The sequence below is a fragment of the Clostridium sp. Marseille-P2415 genome (genome assembly GCF_900155545.1).
Lineage (GTDB): Bacteria > Bacillota > Clostridia > Lachnospirales > Lachnospiraceae > Lacrimispora.
On sequence record NZ_LT732526.1, the window covers coordinates 1,716,122 to 1,737,416 of the forward strand.

The following is a 21,295-nucleotide window of genomic DNA, read 5'->3' on the forward strand; positions in this document are numbered from 1 at the left end:
GGTGATTATTATGTTTAATTTAGATGACTGCATCGCTTTTATTACCTGTAAAAGCGCAAAAGATCTCGCCGATTGCTTAGAGAAAAGGCTGAATTATTACAATATAACAAGAACCCAGTGGATTGCATTATATTATATCAAAAATAATAGCATGATTACGCAAAAGCAGCTGGCTGATAAAATGTCTTTGAAGGAACCAAGTGTTGTTCGAATGCTCGATAAAATGGAGGTACTTGGGTGGGTTAACCGAATTAATAATGAAAATGACAAAAGGATCAAGTCTTTAATTCTTACTGAAAATGGACAAAAAATTGAAACAGAAATGTTAAAGGTCGCTGAAAAATTTATGTCCGATACGCTAGACGGTCTTTCTCAGGAAGAGCTCGATAATTTTAAGTCAACACTTAGTAAGATGCTTAAGAATATAGAATCCAACACATCTATTCCGATTAATTCTAAATGAGGTCTGCTTTATGTACTCTGACGGATTCGCTCCATAAAAAAGGTATTTGGCAAATATACAAAAATAATGAATAAACCATGTATAAAATAATTAGTTTCTTATTTATGCATGGTTTATTCATTTTCACAAACATAATCCAGGCCCTAATAATTTTGTCTATATTAGGCAAAGGCGCAATAGGCAGCTATAGCTATTCTTACAAAAGCTTCCAATTTTACTTATTAAAGATACATTTTACTTCAACACCAAAGCACTTGCTGCACGAAATACATTTAGCCGGCGTTCTGTCACCACCGGCCCAACGGTTAATCAGTTCCGGTTCCCGTATAAAAGGCCTGCACAATGAAATATATTCAATATTTGTTTGATTAACAATATCTGTCAACTTGTTTATATCCCTGTGTCCGCCGACAGATATAACCGGTATGTTGATCTCTTCTGCAATTTCAGCGGCATACTGGGCGAAATACGATTCTGTTTCTGAAGAAACCTTTCTGATCGTTCCTTCATTGGCCCTGGAGGACATGGTGCCACCGCTAATTTCAACAGCACTTAAGCCTGCTTTTTCCAACATTTTGCACACATATTTACATTCTTCAAAAGTCAATCCCTGATCCATGAAGTCATCACAGTTTATTTTTGCCAGAACCGGATAATCCTGGCCAACGAGCTCTCTGATCCTGTGCGCGATCTCCAAAATTACTCTCACTCTGTTTTCAATACTGCCGCCGTATCCGTCTGTTCTTCTGTTATAATATGGGGTCAGGAATCTGCTCAGTAAATATCCATGGGCAACGTGAAGCTGTACGCCATCAAAACCGGCTTTTTTTGCTCTTAAGGCCCCATTAGAAAAAGCGTCTTTCATTGCCTGTATATCCTCTTTTGTCATTTCTTTGGGTACCGTTTTCATTGCTAAATCCTCAACTGCACTTGGCCCCCATAATACCCCATCATTCTTGCTTCTGTTCTGGACACCGTTACAAACGAGCTGAACTATAATATTTGCATCATACTTATGAACTGTATCCGTAAATTTCCGGTACTCCTCAATAAAAGAATCATTGTAGATTGCCATTTGGCCCGGAACGATTTTTTCTATATCGGTTACATTTGTCAGTCCGGTTATAATGGTGCCGACTCCACCTTTTGCCAGATTTTCATAAAGATGAATCAGATTTTCAGTCACATGCCCTAACGAATCCGATCTCCCGTCATAGGTTGCCGAACGCACAAATCTGTTTTTCATCTTCATTCCTGATAATTTTATTTGATCAAATAATGTCTTCATTTGAAACGCTCCTTTCATCTATTTTTTTAATATGTAGACATTTTATGGCCTGTTTGACTGGAAGCTCTCTCTCTGCCCATCATTACCTCATTCCTAATTTATTGGGTCCAACCTCCTTGTAACTATAACATTCCAAACCATTAGACGCAAGTAAGATGCTACCCGTTTTCTACCCTCCTCATGATATTTCTATGCTGATTATGCCATGAGAAAACCAGAAATCAGCAACAGGTCTCACATGCAGGCCCTTTATTTTCTTTTAATCATCATCTGTATCCTGAATGTAATATACAAAAAAATACCCTGATAGCTAAAAGCACAACTGCTTTTTCTTACTATCAGGGTATGGTTTATTTTCAACATCCTCTTCTTAAACACCGTCACGTTTATTTCCTGTTTTGTAATCATCTCTAGTCCAGTTTGGGGCATTGACCGGACCAGCTTTCGCATTCCCATTTTTCGCAGCGCCCTGGATTTCCGGTACCCGAGCCTGCTCATTTTTTGGACGATGCATTTTTTCATGATTCTCTGATCCATGATTGTTTGAATCATAGGGACTTGGTCTTCTCATACCTGCTTTTGCCATAATGATACCTCCTATCTGTCAATAGTTTTTGTATTTCCATCGAAACTATGCAGAAAAAATCATGAAATGACCGGCAAATTTAAATCCCCAAGATATTCCCGTAAAGCCCAAACACTCCGAAATGAACTCCCTCAAATAATTAATATTTGTTTAGAATAGTTTCTTTAAAGAAGATAACGTTAAGAACAAACATGCTATATAGCAAATTGTCATACAGATTCTCAAAGCAGTCGGAGGCTTATATCCTGCAGTGGTATCTTTCCGCCATATCATCAATACAATAAACGCCCCGGATACAGGTGTAGCAATAGCGGTTGCCAGATTTGCAATAAAAATCAACTGTACCGGAGAACCTCCAAATAAGAAACAGATGACCGCAGATACTGCAAGAATAAGGAACGCACCAATTCTGATACTTTTGTCTTCCAGAGAAGTCGGCTTATCAAATCCGGCATTCAATAATACCACTCCTCTTTGTGTATTACCAAGCAGAGAGGAAAATCCTGCGCCCAAAAGCGCAACTCCCATGATTGGCCTGGCAATACTTCCCATAACAGGCACCAGCATTTCTGCAAGCTGGGCCGGTGACTTCACCACTGTATGCGTAGGATTTAATACAATTGCTGCTACAAGCATAACTGCTCCACTGATTAATAAAACACCAATTACATGGGCTATGGAATCAGCCATTAGCGTTCCATTAAATAAGTCTTCTTTTTTCCACTTCTTTTCACTTCCAAGATATGTGCCGTAAATTCCCGTAGTAAGTGCTGCATGAGTACTCAGAAAGCCCAGCGCTGTAGCAAGGCTCCCATGCGGAAATTTCCATGTGGTAAAACCTTTTGCCATAGCCCCTAAGTCCGGTCCGCCTGTACCAACTAATGTAATATAAAAAGCTATAATCATTCCAAGCACACACAAACCAACGCCTTTTTCAATCTTTGTATATACACCCTTAGAGAAATAGCAATATACAAGTACCGCAATCATAATCATGGCACCGATTTTCCAGTCTATGCCGAAAATCAGCTGCATACCTGCACCAGTTCCGGAAATATTACCAATCGTAAAGAAACAACAGGTTAAAAACAATGCAAAACCAGTAAAAGCCGCGGCACCCTTTCCATAATAATGTCTGATGGCGTGAATGGTCGGCATTCCTGTCAGCATGGATAATCTGTATGTAACCAATACATAAGTCGTTCCCATAAAAGCGATGAGGATATAAAGCCACAGAAGGCTGTAGCCATATTGGGCACCAATCATCGACGCTGTTGTAATGGCCCCCGGCCCAATAACAATACCAGTTAATATGATTCCCGGTCCGATTTTTTTGATCAGTTCCAGAAATGAAAGTTTTTTAACCTTTGCATCATCAAAGACTTCCGTCCCGGCTCCGGAAATATTTTCATCATTCATATTCTGTTTGTATGGTTAAAAAAAACCATACCCCCTCCTTCTCATAAGATTAGATTGTACACTTCTTCGTCCCAATCGTACATTTTTCAAAAGCCCACCAACTTTCGGGATAACAGAAAGCCGGTGGACCTTTAAATATCAAAATTAATCCTGATATTTGCTCATATCAACGTCCGGAAGGCCGCTGCGTTTAAGCCCCAGCGCAATCCAGTCCTTTTCTTCCTGATCCAAAGGCAATACCGGTTTACGCATCAATCCGGAAGTAAATACTCCACGCTGTACCAGCGCTTCTTTCAGACGGGCATGAGCCTCGCCGGACGGTTGTCCACCGCCATAAATAGCCTGAGAAATATGGTAAATACGATCTGACCACTCCTGCGCTTCTTTCAGAGTGTGCTTATCTGGATTCTTAAACACATCCCATGCCGGGCAAATCAACTCCGGAACACAGCCTGCAAAACCGATTAAGGCACCATCCATTCCAGGGAACCAGCTTACGCACAATGTCTCATCATGGCAGGTGATAAGGGAAATATCGGGACATTCCTGGCGAAGCAGACGTACATCATGCTCGTAGATCGAAGTAACGCGGGTTCCCATTTTGATACATTTTACATGATCGATTTCCTTGCACATTTTAATCAAAGACTCTACCGGATAATTTGCCTTGCTTGTTGCAGGATACAAATGGATTATAATATCAATATCAGCACCTTCGGCTACATCTTTTATGTACTGGAACGGCGCAGCCTCATGCATTCCAAAGCGCAGCCACATATGAGGAGGCATCAGCAGGATTCCATCTGCACCTGCCTCTTTTGCTTCTTTCGCCATTTCGATGGACTCTGCTGTATTTTCACAATTGACACCGGAAATAATTGTCATGATATCGCCGCATTCCTCGCTGCAGATTTCAACGACACGTTTACGTTCTGCACGGGAAAGACCTGTTATCTCTCCGGTATGTCCATTGCATACCAAGCCTTCAATGCCTTTTCCGTAAAAACTTTTAATCCAGCGAAGGTATGCGCGGAATTCTTTTTCATCAATCGTATAATCATCTTTTAACGGAACAGAAACTGCTGGGAAGATCGTTTTAAAATTCTTAAATTTTGCCATAATATTTTTCTCCTTGCTCCAATCATTTGTTTGATCTGTCATAAGCATTGCGCATATGCTTTAACTTTATTTTATACAAACGTTTGTATATTTTGTAATTCCTTTATATCATGATTGAATTATGGAGTCAATATTTTACCTTCAGCCTGCAATTTTTTGCATATGACATGCAATTTTTTGCATACTTTAATAAAAATATAGTTAAATAGTCTTAATAATTAGTCGCTTTTACTCAATATGGTCTTGAACATTGTTTAAAATTCTAATATAATTTTTATATGCTAACGTTTGTATATAGAAAAATAAAAGGAGTGTGAAATATGGCAACATTAAAAGATGTTGCGCGTTTGGCCAGTGTGGATGTAAGTACCGTATCCCGCGCAATAAACAATACATCTTATGTACATCCTGATACAAAATCCCGTATTTTTGCAGCCGTTAAGGAATTAGGCTATCAACCCAATATCATTGCCCAAAGTCTGAGACAGGGAAAACGACATACCATTGGTGTAGTTGTCCCACGCCTGCATATAACCGTCTTTGCAGACATCATGCAAGGGATAGAAGAAGAAGCCCGAAGGTTAGGATATGCCACTCTAATCTGTAATACGGAAGATGATCCTAAAATTGAGAGAGAATGTTTATCCCGCCTCCGGAACGGTTTTGTAGATGGAATTATCATTGCCGGAACCGGACACAATGGACGTCTGCTTCGGGATATCCGTTCCAGCGGCTTAACTATAACCCAGATCCTGCGTCAACAGGATGCCGCATTAAATAGTGTAGTTGTGAATTATGAAAATTGCGGCTACGAATCAACGAAATATCTGGCATCAAAAGGCTGTCGGGAAATCGGCCTTATTAATGGAACCATGAAACTGGCTCCCTACCTGGAGCGATACAACGGTTACCGCCGCGCTCTTAAAGAGCTCGGACTTTCGGAGACAAGCGCCATCTCTTCATCACCTGTTAATAGTTTGGAATACGGTTATCAATGCGCTCTTGATCTCCTGGAACAGAATCCGGGGCTTGATGCCATTATGGCTGCAGTTGATGCTCAGGGCATCGGTGCCATGCGTGCACTAAAAGAATGCGGAATAAAGGTTCCTGATCAAATAAGATTAATCAGCCTTACCGGGCATATCATCGGTAGCATGCTTGAGACAACAATGACCTCAATGGAAATGCCCGCCCGTGAAATGGGAGTAAAAGCTGCACTTATGACAATCAGTGATATTGAATCTCCCACAGAGCAGAAGTCTTCCCCGCAACACCTGGTGTTTACCTCTTCACTTGTTGAACGGGAAAGCAGTTAACTCCTGCATTGTCCAAACCCAAATTAATATGGGTAGACATATCCCTCTACTTCTTCTGACGGTGTAACTTTTGTTACTTCAATCTGGGGATCGGTATACCTTTTGCCATCATATTCTTTATACTTTATGAGTAGAATTCCTTCCACTGTCACCCAGGAGCCTGCTTCTAATTCAGATGCCTTATCATATCTGCAGGTCACGCCAACCGGTTCTAAATCTGCCGCACAGCATGTCATCGCCAGGCGGGCAGGTACAAATTCGTTCTCCTTGACAAGATCAGGATCCTTAAAAACAAAACCTGTCATTGTCACTGTATACCCTTCATATTTTTCCATGTTTAAATATATTTCTGAAAACCACATCCCAAAATGATCATCTGATACATGGATCGTCTGCTGTTTTCTGTCTAAACCGGGCAAACCATCAGAAAACTCCGTTTCTGATGGTTCGGACTGTATGTCTGTATTCATGTCATTCCTCTTAGGGTTTTCATCAGCCGTATCTCTTGAAGGATCCAATACAGGGCTGCCCGGCTGGAAATCAGCCGCCTGCAAGGGGGCATGAGGAAGCACAAGAAGTAAAATGGGGATTACCAGAAGAAAACAGTGGTTCGCATTTATTCTGTACTGGGGATGAAACAGCCTTCCAATGCCTGCCAGCGCCCATATCCCCATTATGACAGCTGTAAAGTACAGATATGGTTTCAGTCTGGGAGCAATATACAAACGGTACTTTCCGCTTAATGCCAAATATAGTATAAGTCCCCCGAACGCGGCAAAGCATAAAACTTCCAGAAACGCCTGAGCATTAAACCTCTGAGCCTGCATCTTCACACCCCCTGGTAATAAAACAAAAATATTACGGCAAAACATACGGTAAATGTGGTAAACAGCAGCCTGCCGATAAAGCGGATTGAAAATCCTGATGTCAGCATCATTACATTTTTTATATCCATCATCGGTCCAAACACCAGGAATCCCATAACTGCTCCTGCTGGAAACTGATTGGCAAAGCTGCGCCCGATTACTGCATCAGAGGATGAGCATAAAGAAAGGATAAACGCCATGGCCATCATAACTGATATGGACACTGCCAGGCCGGTTCCCCGCTGGGCTAAGGCAAATATGCCGGTTCCCATGACCTGAAAAACAGAAGCAATAAACGTCCCTATCATCAAATATTTCCCCACATTAAAAAATTCTGCCTGTGAATGCCGTAAAAACAGCTTGATTCTCCCGGAAAGCCCGGAAACAGATTCTGCATTTTCATAACAGCCACAGCTGCACATTGCCATATCCAATTTTCCTCCTGACAGTACCCGGCCTTTTGGCGGCCATACAGCCACAATAAGCCCGATCAGAATGGAAGCCAGTATTCCGAGGCATACCCGGCAGACCACAATTGTCATATCACCATGAAAAGCGGAATAAGTCGATAAAATGACCACAGGATTAATGACCGGAGAAACGGTCATAAAGGTAACTGCAACAGGCAATGGAATCCCTTTTCTGACCAGGCTTCTGAACACAGGAATGGAGACACAGTCACAAACCGGAAGAAAGAACCCTCCTGTGACAGCCACAAGCATCCCCATTCCAAGGGATTTAGGAAAACAGCGTTCAATCCAGCTTTTTGGAATAAAGACTTGAATTGCGGACGAAAGCAGGATTCCGATCAGTAAAAATGGTACAGCCTGCAAAATAATACCCAGAAATACATTGGTAATCGTATTAACCGGTATTTGATAGCTCTCCAAAACCGGCCGGGCAGCATAATGAAGGGCAATGATCATAAAAGTCACCACAAAGAAAAAATAAACAGGATGCTCTTTTTCCCTGAAAATCGGCTTATACAAACGATATAAACTGCTTTTCCCTGTTAACCGAAATATATCAATATCAGGATTTAAACATTTTAACAAATGTCTGATACGGCTTAAGGCACTTCTGGAGCATACATTGCGTACAACTGCAATATCGCTGTTTGCGATCTGCTGGAGAAGAGCTCCTCCTGTTCTTCCCAGCAGGTTTTCTATATTTTCAGCATCAACAATATGTATAACATTTTGGATTTTGCATATTTTGCAGAGCGAAGAATCCAAAATCAATGATTGTAAGTCGGAAAATGGGACAACACCATTCCACTCGATCCATATTTCCCCGATCCCTTCCGCCTGTACTGCATTTTGAATTTGCACAGCAATATCATTCCGTTGGTTTTCCAGCATTTTTTTCGGAAACACCATATTGCTGCAGTTCTGATATAGGCTTTGAAATTCTTCTTCTCCCGTCTCAAACTGTATGACAAGCATTTTCATGCTGCACCAGTCCTGCCGGTTAAGGAGCTGATTCAGCAATGTGGTTTTCCCGGCATCCAGGAAACCAGTAACAACAAAAACAGGTATTATCATAAGATCATGTCCTGTTAAAGATGGTATAAAGTTCCTGTTGGTTAAGATTCTGTCCGATAATACAAAGCATATCTCCACCGGAAGAACAATTTGTGATCTGAATTTCCCCGGGAAGGTACTGCAGGCTCATGTATCCGCTTGGTCCTTTCACAATGCCTTTGGCGCGGAGGACGGATCCATTTGCTGTCCTCTCCATATTTAATACACATGCCTTTAAATCCTCTTTGCTGAAAATCCGTTTGGTTCGTATGGTAACGGTATCAAATGCTTCTTCTGCCGAATGATGGTGGGAACAATGGCAGGGTCCCTCTCTATAGCTGTGCACATGATTCCGTTTATATCCATTATGGGAATGCAGGATTTCAGCCATATCGATTTGATCCCAGGACTTTGAAATAATGACAGAATCCGCATTCAGACCTTTTATAATCTTCTGTGCTTCCATGATTCTGTCAGGAAAAGCCCCGGTACGGCTTAAGAATATCAGGTCGGCGTTACGGATCTGGTCTTCAAAAAACTCGCCGAAATTATCAAGATACATTCTGCAGCGTTTCACATCTGCAACTGTTATTTTAGCCTTCACTTTTGCATAAGGAAGAATACGGGGATCCGTACAGGCCTTAACAACATCTGACAGCTTGCCGACTCCGGATGGTTCGATTAAAACCTTATCCGGATGAAAGCGCTCCAGCAATGCTTTTAGGGATTTTATGAAATCTCCCGACAGGCTGCAGCAAATACAGCCTGAATTGATCTCTTTTACTTCAATAGCCTCGGATTTCAGCAATACTGCATCAACACTGATCTCACCAAAATCATTTTCAATCAGGGCAATCCTTTCATTTTTAAATACTTCCTGAATCATTTTCTGTATAAGAGTTGTTTTTCCAGCTCCTAAAAAGCCTGATATTACATAAATCTCTGTAGACATATAACGCCTCCTCTTTCAGCCCAGTGCCTTTAATATCTCAAGTTATGCACTTCCTCTTGCTCACATGCTCTCTGGTATGCTTTCAATTTTTTATATGATAAAGAAAGGTACGTTATTCGTATTTATGTATTCCGCCTTATTTATTAATTAAATGAACCGTTTCATTTCTCTCGTCTTTCAGGCTTTCAATATATTTTAAAGACAAAACACATAATCCTGCTGCCTCGGCTGAACTGGGATACTGTTTTATTTCCATTGACAGGTATCCCTCATAACCTGCTATTTCCAACGCGGTCAGTACTTCCTGCATAGGTATATTTCCATATCCGGGTATACGTCTCTCACTATCAGACATATGGATCATTCCAATATAGTCTTTTGATCTTAAAAGGCTTTCTGTTACAGACTTTTCCGTTTTTTCCAGGTGATATAAATCCATCAATAGCTTTATATTCTTACAACCTGACTCATTGATCCATGCAATGCATTCCTCAGCTGTATTCAAATTATTAATACTGCTCCGGCTCTGTGGCTCTAAATATATATCAATCCCAGCTTTCTCCGCCTTTTTGCAGGCTTTTCTCATAATATTCTGCAAATCACCAAGCGTACACCCCGGCTGATCTCCAACCATTCCGCGAAACTTGCCAATCAGCACCGGCACACGGTAATAAGCCGCAAGATCAATCAGGTCATCGAAACGCCTTAAAGCTTCTTCTCTCCTTTCCTCGTCCGTATCCATTAAAAATAATTGATCTTCTTTCTGCATAGGGCTTGTTCCTATGGCCGACAGACTTAACTGATTTAATTCCAATAATTCATCAAGCAGATTCCGGTTCACAGTCTTTGGATCCCTGACAAGCAGTTCTACTGCCTCATAACCAGACTTTTTCAATGCAGGAAAAGCCTCACTATATTCATCGCACCACGCCATAACTTTTGCCGATGTATCCGGAACCGTAACTGGATATGAAAGTTTCATTTTCTTTATCCTTCCCTTCTATCTATTATCAATACGACAGCTTCAACAGACTTACTTTTATATTAATTATATGTTATAATGAAAATGCTAAAATGAACAGCCAGGTATGGAGATATTAAAATGAGAGATTTTGATTGGATGATATTAGCAACTCTATATAAAACAAAGAACATCACAAAGACTGCAAACCGGTTATTTATCACACAGCCGTCACTGACCAGAAGGCTGCAGCAGATTGAAACAGAATTAGGAACAACCTTGTTAATCCGTAATAACAAAGGGGTAACATTTACCTCCCATGGTGAATATGTGGCCGGAAAAGCAGTGACACTGTTGGATATCATTGACGATGTCAAACTGCACATATCCCAATCCAATAACAAACTGTCCGGCACTTTACGAATCGGTGCCCCCAATTCCTACATGCATTTTATTATGCCTTCCCTGATTGGAAAATTCACCCAAACATATCCGGATATCAATCTTGATCTGCATACCGATCTTAGCAGTGAATTATTAAAATCATTAGAAAACAAAGAACTGGATGCCGGCTTTCTCCGCGGCGATGTTTCATCCTCTCTGGATAAGCGGCTTCTGTCAGAAGACCAGATATATATTATTTCCAAAGAACCGATCATCTTAAGTGATCTGCCTGATCTCCCGCAAATTGAATATACAAAAGAAAAAACCATTGTTAAGGCCACCAGACGCTGGTGGAAGGAACGTTATAAAACTCCCCCGAATATCCGGTTCAGAGTGCACTCCGGCGATGCATGCATTCAATTAGTGAAGAACAATCTCGGATATGGCATATTCTCCGACGGAAAATACGCTGATCCCGATGATGACCTTTTTTCTCTTCCGCTGGAGTATTTAGATGGTTCAAAGTTCACCAGAAAATCCTGGCTTGTATATGATAAAGAAGACCTATGTAACCCGCTTCTGTCACATTTCATCGATTTTCTGAAGGAAATACAGTTTTAGAACTCAATAAGGCGGACAAACACTGCCCGCCTCGTTTTTTATCTTTGTTCAAATACTACCTCTCCTGCATTGTGACCACAATCTATATTCATCTCACCCAGAATACCGGAACAGTCGACTCCTCTTTTCATGCATTCCATATAAAGGCTTTCCTGAATATTACCGCTCAGCAGAATTCCATTTTTTCTGTTTTCTTCCGTTTTTCTATCCTCCGGTTCTCCGGGCATCAATATTTCATCGCAGCCGGCAGCCCTTGGCAATGCTTTCAGCCTTTTATAATAAATATCCATTTTCTTTTTATAGTCATCAAGATTCATAAACAGATCCGATTTCATGATGAAAATCATATGACCAAGATTCTGCGGTTCATCAAACCGGTAATACAGGCTGCTCACATCTCCCGCATAATTGGAACCTGTATACATTCCAGCTATCATATCCATCAGCATAGCAAGTCCTGCCCCCTTGGGTCCCCCAAATGGCAGACAGACACCTTCAAAGGCTTTTTTTGCATCTGTAGTCGGATTACCTTTACTGTCTAATGCCAGTCCTTCCGGTATTGGCTCGTTATTGATCATGGCGACACGAATTTTTCCCCGTGCGGTCTTTGTCATTGCCATATCCAGTACATACGCCGGACTTTCATATCCCCCCGGCATTCCTGCCGCAAACGGCGCAGCTCCCAAAAAGGAAGTACGTCCGCCATGAACCGGCAATGCAGGGCTTGAATTGGTATATACCATACAGCAGTATCCGGCATCCACTGCCTGTTTTACATAGAGCGCCGCCATTCCAAAATGAGTGCTGTGGGTGCATCCCACCATTGCAATTCCTGTTTTTTCTGCCAGCTCAATTCCGGCTTCCACAGCTTTATGGGCAACCAGAAATCCCATTCCATCATCGCCATTCACCCGAAGTGCTGCCGGAGCAACCTGCTCTGCTTTTATATCCGGCCTGGGATTCACACATTTACAGTCAATCCGCTTCAGATACATTGGAATTCTGGATACTCCGTGACTATATAAGCCTCTCAAATCTGCGGCAGCCAAATCTTTTGCTATTGTAAATGCATCTTCCTCTTTTAACCCTCCTTTCAGGAAAAGCTCCTGTCCTAACTTAATTAATTCTTCCTCACGAAAATTTTTTTCTTTCATATCTTCACCTTTCTATCTGAATGTTTTTACTCGCGCTGCAATTGCATCTGCTATCTCAGAGGTTGTGGCATTCCCTCCCAGGTCTCTGGTTAAATGCTTCCTTTCGGAGACTATTTCCATTGCCGCCTTACGAATCCATAAGGCTTCCTCTTTTTTTCCAATATGATTTAACAAAATCGCTCCTGATAAAATTAATGCGACAGGATTTGCAATTCCCTTTCCGGCAATATCAGGAGCTGCTCCATGAGATGCCTCGGCGACAAGCATCCCCTCCCCTATATTGGCTCCCGGTACCAAACCAAGGCTTCCAGCCAGCCCTGCAGCAAGATCCGAAAGTATATCACCATACTGGTTGGAACATAACAGAACATCAAACTTTTTTGGATCTTTAGCAAGAAAAAATGCTGCTGCATCTACCATATAGTCATCGCTCTCAATCATGGGATATTCCTCTGCTATTTTACGAAAACTTGAAAGGAACAATCCATCTGCCATACTGACCGCATTCGCTTTATGGACACAGCTTACTTTTTTCCTGCCATATTTCTTTGCATACTCAAATGCAAACCTGGATACTCTTTCTGCCGCTGCCTTAGTCGTTAATTTTATACATTCTGCCGCGTAATCCCCTATCATATGTTCAATGCCGCTGTACACATCCTCTGTGACTTCACGCATGATATGTACATCCAATTCCTCATGATTTCCTGATATATTTTTAATTCCTGATATGGGTCTCGGACACACATATAATCCCAGTTCCCTTCTGACCGCATTATTTAAAGAGGAATAAATGCCTTCCGTACCATCTTCATGTTCACAATGCAGTCTTCCCTTGAATTTATCTACCAATAATGGCGATTTCATTGCCAAGCCGATTTTTTTCAGCTTTTTTACGGATTCCTGCGGCAATGGATGGCCATATTGTTCCATCCCCTCATCTCCTATGGCTACAGGAATCCATTTAAAATCAAGTCCCGTCGCCTCCATCACGCACAAGGCCGCATCCATTATTTCCGGTCCTATCCCATTTCCGCGTATAATTCCTATCTCAATGCTCATGGCATCCCCTCCCGTCTTTTCTGATACACTGATTTTACCGTCACAACTGTCATACGTAAAATGCCAATACCGTATATCTGGGAATGCAGAAAATGCATAATTCCATATGAATTACGGTTCGTTTGGCTCGTTTCACGCGTAAAAAAATATGCCGTGTTAAGAAAACGCTTAATACGGCACCCCAAAGTTATTCTCTTAAGCCTGTTCGACATAATCGTCAACCATTTCAAACAGTTCTTCCTCTTTTTTCTTGCTGCTTTCGTCTTTCTCTTCTGCAGCTCCCGGTACAAACCGTGTATTACCTATATAAGATCCAAAAATTTTATTTACTGTTTGATTTTTCTGTGCCTCCGTCATGTCAGCCACCTCCATTCAGATAATCAGACTTTTTATTTCCTTCTTAGATTGACTTTAACAGATCCTGCTATAATAATCCAATTCTATTTTTCTATGCAGTCATGCAAAAATTCCCATGTTGTTTCCGGGACTAACTCCCTGATCTGCTCTGTCTTACGGGAACAAACGGCATTTCCTTTAAATGGATTCCCCTCCAGGATACGGTACAAAAAAATGGCTGCAGCCAGCAGATCCGCACATCCTCCGTTGCTGTAATTTTTTTCCGTAAAATATTGATCCATGACCTTCAGTTTTTCTATCGCATTCCTATCGTAAGCTCCTCCGCCCTCCAGAAACCGGCCGGCAATGTCCTGTACCTTCAAAAGCCCTTCCCGGCCTGTGCGGGCCAAAACATTTCCATCCTCAACATGCTTCATCAAAGTGAACAGGGACTGTAATTTTACACGGTTCCAATTAAGCTTCCGGTGCGCTCCCGCCATTATAACCGGGAGCGCCAGCTCTGTTACGGATGGATAGCCCAATATCGCTTCCCCCCGGACTCCCGCAGCACCATATCTGTTTAAATTCCATTCTCCGTTACTGCGGGGGGAAAGGCCCTGCAATCCGTCAATTTCCATTGTCAGTATCTTCTTTACCATTTTCTGCTCTGCCTGAATTAAGTCCTTTAAAGAAAATGAACCCGAATCTGAATAACAGCAGCCGGCAGCGGCACTGAATATTCCTATGGTAAAAATTGCACCTTTATGGGTATTGACTCCATTGCAGGCCTGGTACATGGCCCTTTCAGCCTTAATACCAACATTTCGGATCATGCGGAATAGCTTTTGTGGTTCATGTGACATTTCAATTCCATACCTGGCCATTTCTTCAAAAAAAGGTTCCAGAGTTCTTGCACTTCGTTCAAAAGTCAGCAGGTTCATGTCTTTATGGGCCCCATTTGTCAGAGGATCGACAAGTCCCGGCTTAGGGGAAGTGTAAACTTCTTCCAGAAGGGCCAGTCTGGCCTGCCGGGCAACCCAGATGGAATATTCTGATATATCCGTTCTAATCCGGTTCATAAAAAGCATTTGTTTATCCCTCTTAACAGCCTACTCTTCTGCAAATTCAAACGCTTTCACTTGGCGTACCACATCCATAATGGTCCCATCCCTGCTTTCAATAATGCCTACCACTTTATCCGTAAAAGCAACTCTCTCCGGCTCTCCTGCAATAGAATATGCGATATCTCTCAATTCTTCGATTGTTTTAAAGGGAAGGTCTGCTTCTTTCATACATTCAATCAGGTCCTGGCGTCTGGGATTGACCGCGATGCCATAATCAGTGATCACCACATCAATGCTTTCTCCCGGAGTAGTAACAGTAGTAACATCAGTGCAAACTGCCGGAATGCGCCCCTGTAACAGGGGTACGATAACTATGGTGCACCTGGCTCCTGCTGCCGTATCCGGATGACCTCCCTGTGCACCGGTGATCACGCCATCCGACCCTACAACCACATTGCAATTGAAGTTAACATCAACCTCTAAAGCTGCCAGAATCACAAAATCCAGTTTATTGACCACTGCGCCTTTGTTAAACGGATCCGCATACTCACCTGCCGATATTCGGAAGTGCTTTAAATCCTTTACCGACTCAACTGCATCCAGGTCAAAATCCTGAGTATCCAAAAGACAGTCCACCTGACCATTCACCAATAAGTCACACATGGGTTTTGTCAAACCGCCTACGCCAAAACGCATTCGGATATTTCTTTCCTTCATGATCTTTGCCAGAGAAACAGTAGACGCGATGGAAGCCCCTCCGACCCCGGTCTGATAAGAGAATCCGTCTTTAAAGTAAGGTGTATGGATTAAAAATCTGGTACAATAATCAGCCATCATCAGCTTTCTCATATCTGTCGTCGGCTTTGCTGCACCTGTAGCAATTTTATCCGGATTTCCAATCGCATCTACCACCACCACATAATCCACCCTGGTCATGCTGATATGAGCGGGAAAGTTGGGAAAGGGCACCAGGCAGTCCGTAATAGCTACAACCTTGTCTGCATGATCTGCATCCACCACTGCATAAGACAGAACGCCGCAGTCACTCTTTCCGCCGATTCCCCGGCAATTACCGTAATCATCACAAGTCGGCGAGCCTATAAAGGCAATATCAATCCTCGTTTCGCCGCTTTCAATCGCCCTGACACGGCCGCCGTGAGAACGCATGATCGCCAGCCCTCTTAATTTTCCTTCTGAAATGGCTTTTCCTATCTTTCCTCTTACTCCTGAGGACTGTATGCCCGTGATTGTTCCGTCTTCTATATACGGAACGATCGCGTCATGCGCTTTTCCCAAAGAACTGGCACAGATGGTAATGTCCTTAATGCCCATTTTGTGAACTTCTTCCATCACCAGATTGACAATATAATCCCCCTCTCTGAAATGATGGTGAAAGCCTAACGTCATGCCATCTTTTATCTTGCATTTAACGAGAACGTCATGAATGGAATCCACCAGCTTCCTGCCTTCATTGTTGATCACACATCTGGTAACAGGACCGTCTTTCCTGTATGTATACCCATCTCTGTAATGATTTCCCTGAAACACTTCCTTTCCCGTGGCTTTTAAGATTTCCTCCGGAATATCTCTTCCGACTGCATTGATCATCTTATAAATCCCCCTTATACACACCGGATGCTTTCGCAAGTTCTATCGTACGCTTTGCTCCATCGTAAAATGCGATATCAATCATTTTTCCGTCAACCGTAAAGACACCGATTCCCTGAGCTTTTTTCTCATCAATTTCCCTCACCACTTTTTCAGCGAAAATAATATCCTTTTGATTTGGTGTGAAAATTTCATGAACAATGCTGATCTGTCTCGGATTAATGATTGATTTTCCGTCAAATCCCATCAGATGAATGGTTTCCACATCTTTCCGGAAGCCCTCCATATCATCCAAATCTGTATAAACCGTATCAAAGCACTGAACACCTGCCGCTCTCGCCGCAATAATCATATTCTGTCTGGCTCCCATCAGTTCCAGTCCTGTTCCGGTAATATGGGTCTGCAAATCTTTGGTATAATCTCCGCCTGAAAGTGCGATTCCAAAAAGCCGTTCAGAAGATTCGCATATCTCCATGGCTTTCATGACACCTCTTGCTGATTCAATAGCCGCCATGATCAAAGTCCTGCCTTCCGGAATTCCAAATTCCTTTTCTGCTGCAATCACGGCCTCTTCTACCCGCTTTATGTCTTCTTCTTTTTCCGTCTTGGGCAGGCGGATGGAATCGCAGCCGCCTGCTACCGCACAGCGGATATCCTCTGTCCAGCAGGGAGTGTCCAGTCCGTTGATGCGCACTACCCGCTCACACCCCTTATAGTCAATTTCCCTCAGGGCATGATACAGGGAAAACCTGGCTGCATCCTTCTGATTCTCCGCTACTGCATCTTCCAAATCCAGCATAATGGAATCCGGTCCGTAAATATAGGGATCTTTAATCAATCCCGGCTTTTGTGCATTAAGGAACATCATGGTTCTTCTTAAACGTTTTTTATTTTGATTTATCACCGTATGGTACCTCCCCACGGTAAATTTTCCACCTGATTCAAGGAACGGTAAACGGCACCCTCTACTCTTGCCTTGATGGTACAATCCAGAGCTCCCTTATCTACTATTTTAATGATCCCGTCCTTCACCTGTAATGCCTGCAGCGTTTCCATAACCACTTTTTTAATCTGGTTCCCATACTGATTGATCACAGAACTTACTAAATAAAATTCAACACTGCCCTTTCCAGGTTCCACTGTAACCTGACAATCGCTGGATTCCATTGTTCCGGCCATAGCCGGTTTCATGATTTCCATATCGTTCCTCCCTGTTTAAACCTGTTTTCTGTTTCTGTTATAATTGATCAGGCAGCCTGCCTTAATGATTTCCCGTTCCACCTGTGTCATATCCGCGATATACAGCTTCAATTCCCTGACCTTGCCGCCCGTTATCTGATATGCACGTATATTTTTCAAATCACCGTCCAGCGCTTTTCTGATTCCCGGAACAAAGATATAATCTCCGACTTTAAAATCCGGTTCTCCATCCATCTGGAACGGCAGCATTCCCCAGTTCATCACATTGGAACGGTAACGCTTGGTTGCATACTCTCTGGTAATATTGGCAAGCCCTCCAAGTACTCTCTGGCAGCTGGCAGCCTGTTCTCTTGCAGAACCGTCGCCGGGTTTGACCGCATATATCATGCTTCCGATTTCCGTCTCTTCCATTCTGATGTCTCCAAGTCCCGGAATCTTTCGCAAAGCATCAAAAGCTTTCAATAACTCCGGTTCCAGATCTGCCGGGTTTTCTCCGCTAATCCGGGCTTTTTCCAGCTTATCAACAGCCTTGCTTCTTTCCACATATTCCGGATCCCTTCTGGATAAGGTGAACTCAGCCAGTCCAAGTGGATTAGAGCGGTAAGAGGAGGTTTCTCCCGACGGGATCAATTCATCGGTTGTGGTGACATCATCTAAAATCCTGGAGCAGACTTTCAATATGATGTTATCGGTAAGAGCCCCCATTGCGGGCCAGTCTTTGATATTCGGACCATAAACCAGTTCTTTTTCGTGATCCGCTTCTTTAAATCCCTGGTATACCCGGCTTTCATAGACTGATTGATCAAAATTATATCCGGGAATATCTTCCCAGCAATCAAACTCTGTGGCCGCTGTAAGAATGCCGCCATTGGCTGCAGTAGCCGCAATGGACCGGGCATCCATGAAGGCCACTGCGGACATCTGCCCGCTTCCCGGCTTAGATCCTTCTCTGTTGGGGAAATTTCTGGTAGTGTGGCGGATGCTGAGCCCATTGTTGCATGGAGTATCTCCTGCACCAAAACACGGTCCGCAGAACGCAGTCCGTATAATGGCTCCCGCTTCCATCAAACCGGCAACCGCTCCCTTTTTAACCAGATCCAAGAATACCGGCTGCGATGAAGGATAAACTGCCAGAGAGAATTCATTGTTTCCGCATGTTTTCCCTTTTAAGGCATGAGCAGCCTCTATTACATTGGAATAATTGCCTCCGGCACAGCCTGCGATGATTCCCTGCTGTACCTGCAGCCTTCCATTTACAATTTTATCGGTCAGTGTATAGGCGGCCCGGCCGTTGCCTATTTTTTCAGCTTCTTTTTCAACGCTCCGTAAAATATCCTCTAAATTCTCATTTAAATCATCAATTTCGAATGTATTGCTGGGATGGAAAGGAAGGGCGATCATGGGCTTTACTGTGCTTAGATCCACATAAACGCATCCATCATAGTAGGCCACATCAGCCGGTTTTATCTCTTTATAATCCTGCTGCCGGCCATGAACCGTCAGAAACTCCCTGGTATCTTCATCCGTTTTCCAGATGGAAGACAGACAAGTCGTTTCCGTGGTCATGACATCAATACCATTTCGATAATCCGTACTCATGGAAGCAATACCGGGGCCCACGAATTCCATTACCTTATTCTTTACATACCCGTCTTGAAAAACGCTTCCGATAATAGCCAACGCAATGTCCTGAGGCCCTACCCCCGGCTGGGGCCTTCCCGTCAGATAAACTGCAACGACTCCGGGATACGCCACGTCATACGTATCGTTTAAAAGCTGTTTTACCAGTTCCCCGCCTCCTTCTCCGATGGCCATCGTTCCCAAAGCTCCATACCGGGTATGTGAATCGGATCCCAGAATCATACGGCCGCATCCCGCATGCATCTCTCTCATATACTGATGGATCACCGCGATATGAGGCGGGACAAAAATACCTCCATACTTCTTAGCTGCTGATAATCCGAACATGTGATCATCTTCATTGATCGTACCTCCTACGGCACACAGGGAATTATGGCAGTTGGTAAGCACATAAGGTACAGGGAATTTCTCCATACCGGAAGCTTTTGCTGTCTGTATGATTCCTACAAAAGTAATATCATGAGATGCCATGGCATCAAATTTCAGTCTTAATTCTGACATATCTCCGGATGTGTTATGGGCTTCCAAAATGGAATAAGCCATGGTCCCTTTTTCTGCCTCTTCTTTTAAAACCGCCTTACCTGTTACAGCCTTTACTTTTCCTTCCTCTGACTCCGGAACGATATCAGTACCATTTACCAGATAAACCCCTCCGTGATATAGCTTTACCATATTGTTTTTTCCTCCTGTTTAAAACTTGATATATTTTTCTTATCTTTACTATATTACACTTTACTTTTATAGGCAAATACTATATATATAATAATGTATATAGGTATATCCTATAGTTTGGAAAGGAGCAGCCATGACCAACAGAGAACTTCAATATGTAAAAACAGTAGCCGATGAAAAGAGCATTTCCCAGGCAGCTAAAAAGCTGTTTATCGCCCAGCCCTCGCTGAGCCAGTCCCTTCAGCGCATTGAGGATTCCTTAGGGATCAAACTCTTCATCCGTACCAAGAACGGACTCAATTTAACTTATGCGGGAGAACGATATTACCAGATCGCATGCCAGATACTGAAGATATACGATGACTTTGAGACCGAAATAAGCGACATCAACAACCTGAGAACAGGCCGCATCTTCATGGGGGTCACGAACCACCTTGGTACGATTATGCTGCCCCGGATCCTGCCGGAATTTAGAAAAATGTGCCCGGCTATAGAAATCAATGTCTATGAGGAAACGACAGACAGGCAGGAGGAACGGCTTTTATCCGGAGAACTTGACTTTGCCCTTCTGCATGCCCCAAAGAAAGATTCCCACCCTTCTCTTCACTATGAGCTTTTAGCCCGGGATCCTTTTGTCATCGCCCTGCCCCAGGGGAATCCTCTTATAGAAAAAGCCCAGACCCGGGAAGGTTATAACTATCCCGTTCTGGACATCAAACTCTTAAAAAATGAACCTTTCATTGTCCTCCATAAGCGGCAGCGGATCCGCCATGTTATGGATGCTATATTAGCCAAAGCCAAAATCGTTCCTGACATCGTCCTCACCCTCAAGAATTATGAAACCGCTCAGAGTCTTGCCGGTAAAGGCCTGGGGATCACTCTGCTCCCCAGCGATTACGCGAATATTACCTCCATGGAAACTCCGCCGGTACTGTTATCTATTGATGAGAAGTATAGCCCTAATTGGAATTTGTGTATTACCACACTGCAGGGAGGGTTTCTGTCCCGCGCCGATGAGTATTTTCTCTCTTTAGTAAGAAAATACTTCACCCGCTGAAAA

20 protein-coding genes are annotated in these 21,295 nt (G+C 43.0%); 4 read left to right on the forward strand and 16 right to left on the reverse strand.

Features of this window, described 5'->3' with window-relative positions:
• Nucleotides 1-10 precede the first annotated feature (10 nt).
• Entirely contained in the window at nt 11-463 is a 453-nt protein-coding gene (locus BQ9856_RS12855) for a MarR family winged helix-turn-helix transcriptional regulator (RefSeq protein ID WP_159441990.1), read from the forward strand.
• A 214-nt stretch (nt 464-677) separates the two neighbouring features.
• Here BQ9856_RS12855 and BQ9856_RS12860 read toward each other — a convergent pair whose 3' ends face one another.
• The 4 genes from BQ9856_RS12860 to BQ9856_RS12875 form a co-directional block, all read right to left on the reverse strand.
• Nucleotides 678-1,751: an NADH:flavin oxidoreductase gene (locus BQ9856_RS12860; protein WP_077611397.1), complete on the reverse strand. Its 1,074-nt coding sequence runs from the start codon at nt 1,749-1,751 to the stop codon at nt 678-680.
• 370 nt (nt 1,752-2,121) lie between these two features.
• On the reverse strand, nt 2,122-2,337 hold the full coding sequence (locus BQ9856_RS12865) for a hypothetical protein (protein ID WP_077611398.1): 216 nt from the start codon (nt 2,335-2,337) through the stop codon (nt 2,122-2,124).
• A 150-nt stretch (nt 2,338-2,487) separates the two neighbouring features.
• On the reverse strand, nt 2,488-3,756 hold the full coding sequence (locus BQ9856_RS12870) for an Nramp family divalent metal transporter (protein ID WP_077611399.1): 1,269 nt from the start codon (nt 3,754-3,756) through the stop codon (nt 2,488-2,490).
• A gap of 144 nt (nt 3,757-3,900) precedes the next feature.
• Nucleotides 3,901-4,875: a dihydrodipicolinate synthase family protein gene (locus BQ9856_RS12875; RefSeq protein WP_077611400.1), complete on the reverse strand. Its 975-nt coding sequence runs from the start codon at nt 4,873-4,875 to the stop codon at nt 3,901-3,903.
• A 320-nt stretch (nt 4,876-5,195) separates the two neighbouring features.
• Here BQ9856_RS12875 and BQ9856_RS12880 point away from each other — a divergent pair, with 320 nt between their 5' ends.
• Nucleotides 5,196-6,191 (forward strand): LacI family DNA-binding transcriptional regulator, encoded by a 996-nt coding sequence (locus BQ9856_RS12880; RefSeq protein WP_077611401.1) that lies wholly within the window; start codon nt 5,196-5,198, stop codon nt 6,189-6,191.
• A gap of 23 nt (nt 6,192-6,214) precedes the next feature.
• On the opposite strand, the gene BQ9856_RS12885 is transcribed toward BQ9856_RS12880, so the two are convergent.
• The 4 genes from BQ9856_RS12885 to BQ9856_RS12900 form a co-directional block, all read right to left on the reverse strand.
• A complete protein-coding gene (locus BQ9856_RS12885; RefSeq protein ID WP_077611402.1) occupies nt 6,215-7,018 on the reverse strand; it encodes a TIGR03943 family putative permease subunit in 804 nt (267 codons plus the stop codon).
• Between the two features lie 2 nt (nt 7,019-7,020).
• Nucleotides 7,021-8,601 (reverse strand): permease, encoded by a 1,581-nt coding sequence (locus tag BQ9856_RS12890; protein WP_077611403.1) that lies wholly within the window; start codon nt 8,599-8,601, stop codon nt 7,021-7,023.
• Nucleotides 8,602-8,605: 4 nt separating this feature from the next.
• On the reverse strand, nt 8,606-9,532 hold the full coding sequence (locus BQ9856_RS12895) for a CobW family GTP-binding protein (RefSeq protein ID WP_077611404.1): 927 nt from the start codon (nt 9,530-9,532) through the stop codon (nt 8,606-8,608).
• 136 nt (nt 9,533-9,668) lie between these two features.
• Nucleotides 9,669-10,514, reverse strand: coding sequence for a sugar phosphate isomerase/epimerase family protein (locus BQ9856_RS12900; RefSeq protein WP_077611405.1), 846 nt, complete (start codon nt 10,512-10,514; stop codon nt 9,669-9,671).
• A gap of 120 nt (nt 10,515-10,634) precedes the next feature.
• On the opposite strand from BQ9856_RS12900, the gene BQ9856_RS12905 reads away from it, so the two are divergent.
• A complete protein-coding gene (locus BQ9856_RS12905; RefSeq protein ID WP_077611406.1) occupies nt 10,635-11,498 on the forward strand; it encodes a LysR family transcriptional regulator in 864 nt (287 codons plus the stop codon).
• 38 nt (nt 11,499-11,536) lie between these two features.
• On the opposite strand, the gene BQ9856_RS12910 is transcribed toward BQ9856_RS12905, so the two are convergent.
• The 8 genes from BQ9856_RS12910 to BQ9856_RS12945 form a co-directional block, all read right to left on the reverse strand.
• A complete protein-coding gene (locus BQ9856_RS12910) occupies nt 11,537-12,652 on the reverse strand; it encodes an Ldh family oxidoreductase (RefSeq protein ID WP_077611407.1) in 1,116 nt (371 codons plus the stop codon).
• Between the two features lie 12 nt (nt 12,653-12,664).
• A complete protein-coding gene (locus BQ9856_RS12915) occupies nt 12,665-13,714 on the reverse strand; it encodes an isocitrate/isopropylmalate dehydrogenase family protein (RefSeq protein WP_077611408.1) in 1,050 nt (349 codons plus the stop codon).
• Nucleotides 13,715-13,909: 195 nt separating this feature from the next.
• A complete protein-coding gene (locus tag BQ9856_RS24555) occupies nt 13,910-14,071 on the reverse strand; it encodes a hypothetical protein (protein WP_159441991.1) in 162 nt (53 codons plus the stop codon).
• A gap of 83 nt (nt 14,072-14,154) precedes the next feature.
• Nucleotides 14,155-15,129, reverse strand: a complete 975-nt coding sequence (locus tag BQ9856_RS12925) for a triphosphoribosyl-dephospho-CoA synthase (protein ID WP_159441992.1) — start codon at nt 15,127-15,129, stop codon at nt 14,155-14,157.
• Nucleotides 15,130-15,159: 30 nt separating this feature from the next.
• Nucleotides 15,160-16,722 (reverse strand): citrate lyase subunit alpha, encoded by a 1,563-nt coding sequence (gene citF / locus BQ9856_RS12930; protein WP_077611411.1) that lies wholly within the window; start codon nt 16,720-16,722, stop codon nt 15,160-15,162.
• A gap of 1 nt (nt 16,723) precedes the next feature.
• Entirely contained in the window at nt 16,724-17,626 is a 903-nt protein-coding gene (locus BQ9856_RS12935; RefSeq protein WP_200801308.1) for an aldolase/citrate lyase family protein, read from the reverse strand.
• Nucleotides 17,623-17,922, reverse strand: coding sequence for a citrate lyase acyl carrier protein (citD, locus tag BQ9856_RS12940; RefSeq protein ID WP_077611412.1), 300 nt, complete (start codon nt 17,920-17,922; stop codon nt 17,623-17,625). Before citD ends, BQ9856_RS12935 begins: the two co-directional genes overlap by 4 nt.
• 15 nt (nt 17,923-17,937) lie before the next feature.
• Nucleotides 17,938-20,235 carry a hydratase gene (locus BQ9856_RS12945; RefSeq protein WP_077611413.1) on the reverse strand — a complete coding sequence of 766 codons (2,298 nt, stop codon included), beginning with the start codon at nt 20,233-20,235 and terminating at the stop codon, nt 17,938-17,940.
• 133 nt (nt 20,236-20,368) lie between these two features.
• Between BQ9856_RS12945 and BQ9856_RS12950 the strand changes: the two genes are divergently transcribed.
• On the forward strand, nt 20,369-21,292 hold the full coding sequence (locus BQ9856_RS12950) for a LysR family transcriptional regulator (protein WP_077611414.1): 924 nt from the start codon (nt 20,369-20,371) through the stop codon (nt 21,290-21,292).
• The last annotated feature ends 3 nt before the right edge of the window (nt 21,293-21,295 follow it).

Excerpts from the sequence above, each read along its gene's own strand:
- BQ9856_RS12855 (WP_159441990.1), top strand. The coding sequence starts at position 11 with ATGTTTAATTTAGATGACTGCATCGCTTTTATTACCTGTAAAAGCGCA.
- BQ9856_RS12860 (WP_077611397.1), bottom strand. The coding sequence starts at position 1,751 with ATGAAGACATTATTTGATCAAATAAAATTATCAGGAATGAAGATGAAA.
- BQ9856_RS12865 (WP_077611398.1), bottom strand. The coding sequence starts at position 2,337 with ATGGCAAAAGCAGGTATGAGAAGACCAAGTCCCTATGATTCAAACAAT.
- BQ9856_RS12870 (WP_077611399.1), bottom strand. The coding sequence starts at position 3,756 with ATGAATGATGAAAATATTTCCGGAGCCGGGACGGAAGTCTTTGATGAT.
- BQ9856_RS12875 (WP_077611400.1), bottom strand. The coding sequence starts at position 4,875 with ATGGCAAAATTTAAGAATTTTAAAACGATCTTCCCAGCAGTTTCTGTT.
- BQ9856_RS12880 (WP_077611401.1), top strand. The coding sequence starts at position 5,196 with ATGGCAACATTAAAAGATGTTGCGCGTTTGGCCAGTGTGGATGTAAGT.
- BQ9856_RS12885 (WP_077611402.1), bottom strand. The coding sequence starts at position 7,018 with ATGCAGGCTCAGAGGTTTAATGCTCAGGCGTTTCTGGAAGTTTTATGC.
- BQ9856_RS12890 (WP_077611403.1), bottom strand. The coding sequence starts at position 8,601 with ATGATAATACCTGTTTTTGTTGTTACTGGTTTCCTGGATGCCGGGAAA.
- BQ9856_RS12895 (WP_077611404.1), bottom strand. The coding sequence starts at position 9,532 with ATGTCTACAGAGATTTATGTAATATCAGGCTTTTTAGGAGCTGGAAAA.
- BQ9856_RS12900 (WP_077611405.1), bottom strand. The coding sequence starts at position 10,514 with ATGAAACTTTCATATCCAGTTACGGTTCCGGATACATCGGCAAAAGTT.
- BQ9856_RS12905 (WP_077611406.1), top strand. The coding sequence starts at position 10,635 with ATGAGAGATTTTGATTGGATGATATTAGCAACTCTATATAAAACAAAG.
- BQ9856_RS12910 (WP_077611407.1), bottom strand. The coding sequence starts at position 12,652 with ATGAAAGAAAAAAATTTTCGTGAGGAAGAATTAATTAAGTTAGGACAG.
- BQ9856_RS12915 (WP_077611408.1), bottom strand. The coding sequence starts at position 13,714 with ATGAGCATTGAGATAGGAATTATACGCGGAAATGGGATAGGACCGGAA.
- BQ9856_RS24555 (WP_159441991.1), bottom strand. The coding sequence starts at position 14,071 with ATGACGGAGGCACAGAAAAATCAAACAGTAAATAAAATTTTTGGATCT.
- BQ9856_RS12925 (WP_159441992.1), bottom strand. The coding sequence starts at position 15,129 with ATGAACCGGATTAGAACGGATATATCAGAATATTCCATCTGGGTTGCC.
- citF (WP_077611411.1), bottom strand. The coding sequence starts at position 16,722 with ATGATCAATGCAGTCGGAAGAGATATTCCGGAGGAAATCTTAAAAGCC.
- citD (WP_077611412.1), bottom strand. The coding sequence starts at position 17,922 with ATGGAAATCATGAAACCGGCTATGGCCGGAACAATGGAATCCAGCGAT.
- BQ9856_RS12945 (WP_077611413.1), bottom strand. The coding sequence starts at position 20,235 with ATGGTAAAGCTATATCACGGAGGGGTTTATCTGGTAAATGGTACTGAT.
- BQ9856_RS12950 (WP_077611414.1), top strand. The coding sequence starts at position 20,369 with ATGACCAACAGAGAACTTCAATATGTAAAAACAGTAGCCGATGAAAAG.